The organism is Priestia sp. Y58 (assembly GCF_029522095.1).
GTDB classification, from domain to species: domain Bacteria; phylum Bacillota; class Bacilli; order Bacillales; family Bacillaceae_H; genus Priestia; species Priestia megaterium_E.
This window is the reverse complement of sequence record NZ_JAKWFL010000014.1, coordinates 52,538-59,650: the sequence shown is the minus strand read 5'-3', so window position 1 is coordinate 59,650 and position 7,113 is coordinate 52,538. Positions and strand designations below refer to the sequence as shown.

4 protein-coding genes and 1 rRNA gene are annotated in these 7,113 nt (G+C 35.5%); 2 read left to right on the top strand and 3 right to left on the bottom strand.

Annotation, left to right across the window (positions count from 1 at the left end):
- Positions 1–111 (bottom strand): 16S ribosomal RNA (locus MMB68_RS25910); the annotation flags it as partial.
- Between the two features lie 273 nt (positions 112–384).
- Entirely contained in the window at positions 385–1,278 is an 894-nt protein-coding gene (locus MMB68_RS25905; RefSeq protein WP_277549582.1) for a helix-turn-helix domain-containing protein, read from the bottom strand.
- 987 nt (positions 1,279–2,265) lie between these two features.
- On the opposite strand from MMB68_RS25905, the gene MMB68_RS25900 reads away from it, so the two are divergent.
- Together MMB68_RS25900 and MMB68_RS25895 are read left to right on the top strand one after the other, a co-directional pair.
- The gene (locus tag MMB68_RS25900) at positions 2,266–3,654 is read left to right on the top strand and encodes a replication initiation protein (protein ID WP_277549581.1); all 1,389 of its coding nucleotides are present in this window, start codon (positions 2,266–2,268) and stop codon (positions 3,652–3,654) included.
- Between the two features lie 172 nt (positions 3,655–3,826).
- Positions 3,827–4,759 (top strand): tyrosine-type recombinase/integrase, encoded by a 933-nt coding sequence (locus tag MMB68_RS25895; protein ID WP_277549580.1) that lies wholly within the window; start codon positions 3,827–3,829, stop codon positions 4,757–4,759.
- A 611-nt stretch (positions 4,760–5,370) separates the two neighbouring features.
- On the opposite strand, the gene MMB68_RS25890 is transcribed toward MMB68_RS25895, so the two are convergent.
- The gene (locus tag MMB68_RS25890) at positions 5,371–7,020 is read right to left on the bottom strand and encodes a collagen-like domain-containing protein (protein ID WP_277549579.1); all 1,650 of its coding nucleotides are present in this window, start codon (positions 7,018–7,020) and stop codon (positions 5,371–5,373) included.
- Positions 7,021–7,113 lie beyond the last annotated feature (93 nt).

Here is a 7,113-nt window from a genome sequence, read left to right as displayed (position 1 = left end):
CCCGTCCGCCGCTAACGTCATAGAAGCAAGCTTCTAATCAGTTCGCTCGACTTGCATGTATTAGGCACGCCGCCAGCGTTCATCCTGAGCCAGGATCAAACTCTCCGAAGAAATGTTTGACTTGCTCGTTTAAAAAATAAAAATTAACGTTGACGTTTGTCGCTTTGTTCAGTTTTCAAAGTTCAACCGCCGCTCTTAAGCGACTTTACTATCATATCAAGTTATCAACGTAATGTCAACAACTTTTCAAAATTCTTTTTTTAGCTTCGTTGTTAATAGTATGTTTCAACGACGCTTTAATATAATATAATATTTTTTAATAAACGTCAATATATTTTTTTGGAGAAATCATATTATATTTAAGTGTATCTACTATAGAAGAAATTAAACTTTTAAAACGTTGTAAAATAGCACACTATCGGAATTTCTTTGAACCTCTCTTCTACGTTCAATAGCAAACTGCCCCCTTAGTGTTCCAAAGAAATAAGCTGTAAAAGTATTTTTTATTCGTTTTCTCTTGTAAGCGAAAATGGTCTCTTTAAATGATTGCACAGAAATAAAAACTAAATCTTCTAACGGTTTATCAATACGACTCATTCTATAAGCTAAACGAACTTTCCCCCATAATTTGTAGATATCGTCTGCATAAGGAAAAAAAGGTTTTACAGCATCTCTAAAAGTTTTTGGAACAAGAGATGGTACATATTCAGAAGAGAGTTTGGAATTTACATTATTACGTATGTAATTATTAAAATCTTTTAAAGATAGATTATAGGTAGAACAGTTTTTTTCCTCTTTGTTCTTACTCTCACATGAACTTTCAGCGTTTTCTGCTTCAACATCTGCTTCAACATGAGACTCTAAATTGAGCTGTAAATACTTAACCCAATGGTGAAAATAAGGGTGATTCACAAATAGGTGTACTGGATTCCCCTTTCCATTGTTACGAGGGCAGCGACGATAAACAGTAACAATTTGTCCTTGTTTCCGCAGTTCTTTTAAATGACGATCAATTGTTCCTTTTGATTTTTCATATGTTTTACCTAGATATGTGCTGCCTGGAAAACAAAAGCCCTTTTCTGCAGCAAACCAACAAAGTCGGTCCAAAGCTTTTCGCGTACCTTCGTGAAGGCGATAAAATCTTTCTCCATAGAGGCTTATAATTTCTTTAAGTAATTTTCGTTTCATTGATTGATGTTGAGAACGGTTTTCTATAAAACTATGATAATTTTTCATATAATCAAATTCTTCTGTTGTAAGCATACACGTAGCAGACATTAGTCTATCCTCTCCTTTTCAGGAACAAAAAAAGACATCGCATCCCAGAAAATAGGAAAACGATGTCGGATTTTTTGACAGACTACGCCCTTGAAATAAATCTAATTATCCTATAGAATAGAGGCGTAATTAAATTTATGTATTAGGACTTCGACAGGTGTTTTCCCTAGCTGTTTTAGGGTTAACGGTGTAAGGGTGTTGGCGCACCACTTGCACACGTTGGAGTCTTTTTATATTCCGCACTGTTTTGGTGACTCTATTATACCGTCTATTAATCTTATAATTCAATAAGAATTCATAATCTCCTCATAAAACCTCTGTATTTTACCCATGATTAAAAATTACTTCGTTTGGATATACTTTTAATATTCTAAAAAACTCACTAAAGATGTATTTGTTTACTTAATTATTAATCTTGAAAGTTATAAAACAAAAAACAACTATTCTCTTATGTTGTTTTACTGTTTTATATATTGTTTTATATATTTGTTTTTATTGTTTTATTGTTTTAGGCCGTCTATAGATACTGATATTACAACATTTATAAGCCTAAACTATCACTAATTTTGCGCGAACTATCACTAATTTTGCGCGAACTATCACTAATTTTGCGTGAAACTATCACTAATTTTGCGTGAAACTATCACTAATTTTGCGCGAACTATCACTAATTTTGCGTTGAAAATGTAAATATAGATTAAACATCACTAATTTTGCGTGAAGAGTGTAGATGCTTATGAAGTATCACCAATTTTGCGTGAAAAATGTAGACATGCTTTAACTATCACCAATTTTGCGTATCAAATTGAAAATTTGGGGTAATAAATCAACACTGAGCAATGTTTTCAGGGGTAAACATGCTCATGAACTATCACTAATTTTGCGTGATAGTTAAATTATAAGGACAAGCTGCTCCCTGATATGTAATTTACACAGTATCACTTTTATGATATTTTAGTGATAGTTTAGAAAAATATGGGGGATTTTATGAAGAAAACGACTGTTGTTCAACCATATGATCTGGAAAGTATAAATATAAAAAATTGGGTAACTAAATCAAACATCCTTATTGAGAGTACATATAAATTATCTTTACAGGAACAAAGAATCCTTTTAATCATGGCTTCTAAAGTACAGCCTAACGATGAAACGTTAAAGACCTATAGATTTCGTGCTAAAGATTTCATCGAAATCGTAGGGAATAAGAAAGGCACAGGTTTTTACTCCTACTTAAAAGAAATTGTAAATGGTCTGCAAACAAAGATTCTGACCATAAAAGAAAAAGGAAAACAAAGAAATTACAACTGGGTAATCACGTCTATCTATGAAGAAAATGAAGGCTACATAACATTACAATTTCACCCTAGCTTAAAGTATCTGTTTTTAGAGCTTAAAGAAAAATTTACATCGTATCAATTAGAGAATGTAGTCAGACTCAATTCAGTTTATTCAATTCGTATTTATGAGCTGCTTAAGCAATATGAGCGTCTGAGAAAAAGAGAACTAACTCTCGAAGAATTGCGTCATTTTTTAGCTATTGAACCTACTAAGTATAAACAGTATGGCCACTTTAAAAGTAAAGTATTAGCAGTCGCCCAAAAAGAAATTAATAATAAAACTGACATCCGCTTTGAATTCGTTGAATTAAAAACGGGTAGAAAAGTAACATCTATAGAATTCATTATTACTGGTTCTCCTGCAATGAATGAGACTAGTGCTACTAAGGAGAAAAAGCTAGAATCAAGCCAGGAATCATTGGAGTTAGACGATAATAAAAACAGTGTCCAGAATGATTTAGAGAACTTAGGAGTTAAGCCGGAAAAAATAGAATGGCTTTTATCCGAATTTACAAAAGAACATCTAGAAAGAAATATAAGATACACACAAGATCGTTCAATTACAGGAGAGGTTACTTATCCTCATTCCTATGTAGTAAAAGCGATCCAAAAAGATTATGCCAAACTCTCACAGGAATCAAAGCGTATTAACTCTAAAAAGACACAAAAAAAAGAATTAGTTCCAGATTTTATAGCAGAAGCTAGAGATAAAGAACAAACCTTTAAAGATTTTACATTAAAAGAGAAGCAAGAATTTTTCTTTAAAGAAAATGGAACTCAAATAGAATTTGAAGAAAAGCTGCTTCAGTTTCGGGAATTAAAAAAAATGTTGGTCTTAAGTTCAGAACAACCGAATCAACAAGAAATCGAAAAAGCTCAAGAAGCAGGTTTACAAGAAGTCATTCGAAATATGAGAGAAGATTTGAAAAAACGTGAAGAATTAGGCTTAGACCCGAGACTAGTTAATGATTTTAAAGATAAAGAATTAAAAAAGGTTTACAAAGAATTTTTACAAAGTGAGCTTTCAAATAAAACTTAAATTGAACTGTCATATAAAAAAACACGCTTTTAACGGCGTGTTTTTTTATATGGATTTTCAAATGAAGGTAAATTTAATATACAGAACCTTAAAAAACATTTAGTGAGCGAATTTCTTAATTTCTGTTATAATGACAGTATATTAAATTTACCTAGATTGGATGTGCTCTCACTTGAATAATCCTATTATTCTTCAGGACTTCCTTGCTTATTTAGATGAATCTGGGAGGAAAACTTCTACGATTTCAATGTATCAGCATGATTTAGAGAAGTTTTTTGAATGGCTAACTCGTTATCACTCAAAAATAGATCAAGGAAGCTTACCAAAACACCAAAAATATTACGAAGGATACTTTATGTATCTAAAAGAAAAAAAACTGTCAGAAGCGACTTTAAGACGCGTAGCATCACATTTGAATGGCTTATTGAAATACTATAATCTCACAGATCACCTGGGTATACTAAAGGCAACAACAAAAAAGCAGCGAGAGTTAACTGACACTGACTTTATAACGGAAGCTGATGCTTCAATCCTTTTAAATTCTGTTGTAAGTCATAAACATCTAAGTGATATTCAATTGCAGATACATAAATATATTGGACCTCGTAACCATTCCATATTAGTCCTTATGCTTCGTTACGGCCTCACGATTAATGAAGTCGTATCTCTAAACATACAAGACATTAATTTTGGACAAAATACATTAACCATTAGGACTAACAAAACCAATCGCACCTTAGATCTTGCTACACATGATAAGAAAATCATATATCACTACCTATCAACAATACCTTTATTATTTAGACCCAAAGACTATACAGACGATCCATTGTTTATTTCTTTTCATCCTCAAAAAATGGCTTATTGGTATGATTACAGCTTAAAAAAGCCTAAAAGGATTAGTGTAATCGGAACAAAGCGTATGATTGAAAGAGAAGTTAAACGTTCAGGCATAAAAGCTCACGTAAGATCTACTCACTTTCGAAATAGCTGTATATTAGACAAAATTCGCAAAGGATATGCAAACGAAAACATTATTTCTTACTTTGGGCTATCTAGTCGTCATGCTCTATACCGGTTTAAAAGATATCTAAAATCAAAATAAAAAATAATTTAAAATTAAGTTTAACTTAATATCCTTTCAAAACATGCTATAACAGTGATATGTATTTATTAGTTCAACTTATATTTTTTCACCAGACTAACTAATTCTAGAACGCACCACCTAGTTTAACTTTAGTTAAACTAGGTGGTGCGAAATCCTGTTATTCACATTGTTAAAGGAGTGAATTTATTATGCAATTAGATTAATGAAGTACTATAGATATACTATCTATGAAGGAAAACATCGAACATATGAGAACTAAATTTTTAGATTTCTATCCTAGAATTTAAACAGAATTGATATTCTTGGTTAAATTCTAGACAAAGTACATTCTAGATTCACTATAAACCCTTTATTATCAAGAATTATCAAGAGATATTAAAGCTCTAGCTTCTCCTCGAAAATTAAAAAATATATAGAGAAAAATATTTGTGCGACTATCTTCCATTTAAAACTAAATATCTCGAATTCAGTCTAGATAAAGTGCATTCTAGATTCGTTGAAACCCTTGTAATATCAAGAGTTATAAACACTTTATTTTTTAAAAACTTCTTATACTTAAAACGTTGATGAAAACAAATTATAGTTGCTATTACATTTATATCTACTTATCAGATACCAGTATTTAAATATATGGTATACACTGCACTTGTTGCAGGAGTAGGGTTTGAATATAGTGAAATAGCATCTCTAAATGCTACTGGATTCCCTACAATATTACTACTCCATGTAACTGTAGCTGGAGCTATACCGTACGGTCCACTATTCGAAACAAATACAGGTTGTGCTCCTACATCTGTAGAACGAATACTAAATTTAAAAGTTCCAGTTGTTGTAGCAGTTACTGTTAATGCAATAGTAGCTATAATTTCACTAGATGTAGGTGCTGAAGCATTATTATTTACATTCGAACACACTTGAAAATTATAAGTTCCAGGTGATAAATTGTTAACGTTTATAGATCCTGAGAAACCTGCTATATTTCCAGCTCCTCCAGTTACATAAGGTATAGTTTGAGAAGTTGCACCTGGAGAACCAGCTATCCTTTGGAATCCCGTATTAACCCCACCAAATAAAATTGCTTTTGTATTACCGCCACTTGATCCAGTTACACCCGTGGCTCCAGTTACACCCGTGGCTCCAGTTACACCTGTGGCTCCAGTTACACCTGTGGCTCCAGTTACACCTGTGGCTCCAGTTACACCCGTGGCTCCAGTTACACCTGTGGCTCCAGTTACACCTGTGGCTCCAGTTACACCTGTGGCTCCAGTTACACCCGTGGCTCCAGTTACACCCGTGGCTCCAGTTACACCTGTGGCTCCAGTTACACCCGTGGCTCCAGTTACACCCGTGGCTCCAGTTACACCTGTGGCTCCAGTTACACCTGTGGCTCCAATTTCTCCTGTAGCTCCAGTTACACCCGTGGCTCCAGTTACACCCGTGGCTCCAATTTCTCCTGTAGCTCCAGTTACACCCGTGGCTCCAGTTGCGCCTGTGGTTCCAGGTTCTCCTGTGGCTCCAATTTCTCCTGTAGCTCCAGTTACACCCGTGGCTCCAGGTTCTCCTGTGGCTCCAGTTGCGCCTGTGGTTCCAGGTTCTCCTGTGGCTCCAGTTGCGCCTATGGCTCCAATTTCTCCTGTAGCTCCAGTTACACCCGTGGCTCCAGGTTCTCCTGTGGCTCCAGTTACACCCGTGGCTCCAGTTACACCCGTGGCTCCAATTTCTCCTGTAGCTCCAGTTACACCCATGGCTCCAGGTTCTCCTGTGGCTCCAGTTGCGCCTGTGGTTCCAGTTGCGCCTGTGGCTCCAGTTACACCCGTGGCTCCAATTTCTCCTGTTATACCATTCAGTCCTCTTGGGCCTGTCGGACCTGTTGGACCTCCGGCTGGCCCTTGTGGGCCTGTTACGCCTGTCACTCCAGTAGCGCCGTCCAGTCCTCTTGGACCTGTTGCACCGGTGGCTCCAGTTGCGCCCGTGGCTCCAATTTTTCCTGTTATGCCATTCAGTCCTCTTGGGCCTGTTGCGCCTTGTCTTCCTTGTTTCCCCGCAGGCCCTTGCTTTCCTGGGGGTCCTTGTTTTCCTTGTTTTCCCTGTTTTCCCGCAGGCCCTTGCTTTCCTGGAAGTCCTTGTTTTCCTTGTTTCCCTGAGGGTCCTTGTTTTCCTGGAGGACATTTAATTACACAACAACAGGAACAAAGGCCACAACGGGGACAACTATTACTATGTCTATTTACCTTCTTATGATTTCCATCTGAACCCAAAATATTAACTCCTTTCATTTATGCATAAAGAATTTTATAAACGTGCTATTATTTTTTTTGTTTTTATGAAATTTCATATCTCAACTATAAAAA

What these genes read in the sequence shown, in the direction of transcription:
- MMB68_RS25905 (WP_277549582.1), bottom strand. Translation starts at nt 1,278, where the DNA reads ATGTCTGCTACGTGTATGCTTACAACAGAAGAATTTGATTATATGAAA.
- MMB68_RS25900 (WP_277549581.1), top strand. Translation starts at nt 2,266, where the DNA reads ATGAAGAAAACGACTGTTGTTCAACCATATGATCTGGAAAGTATAAAT.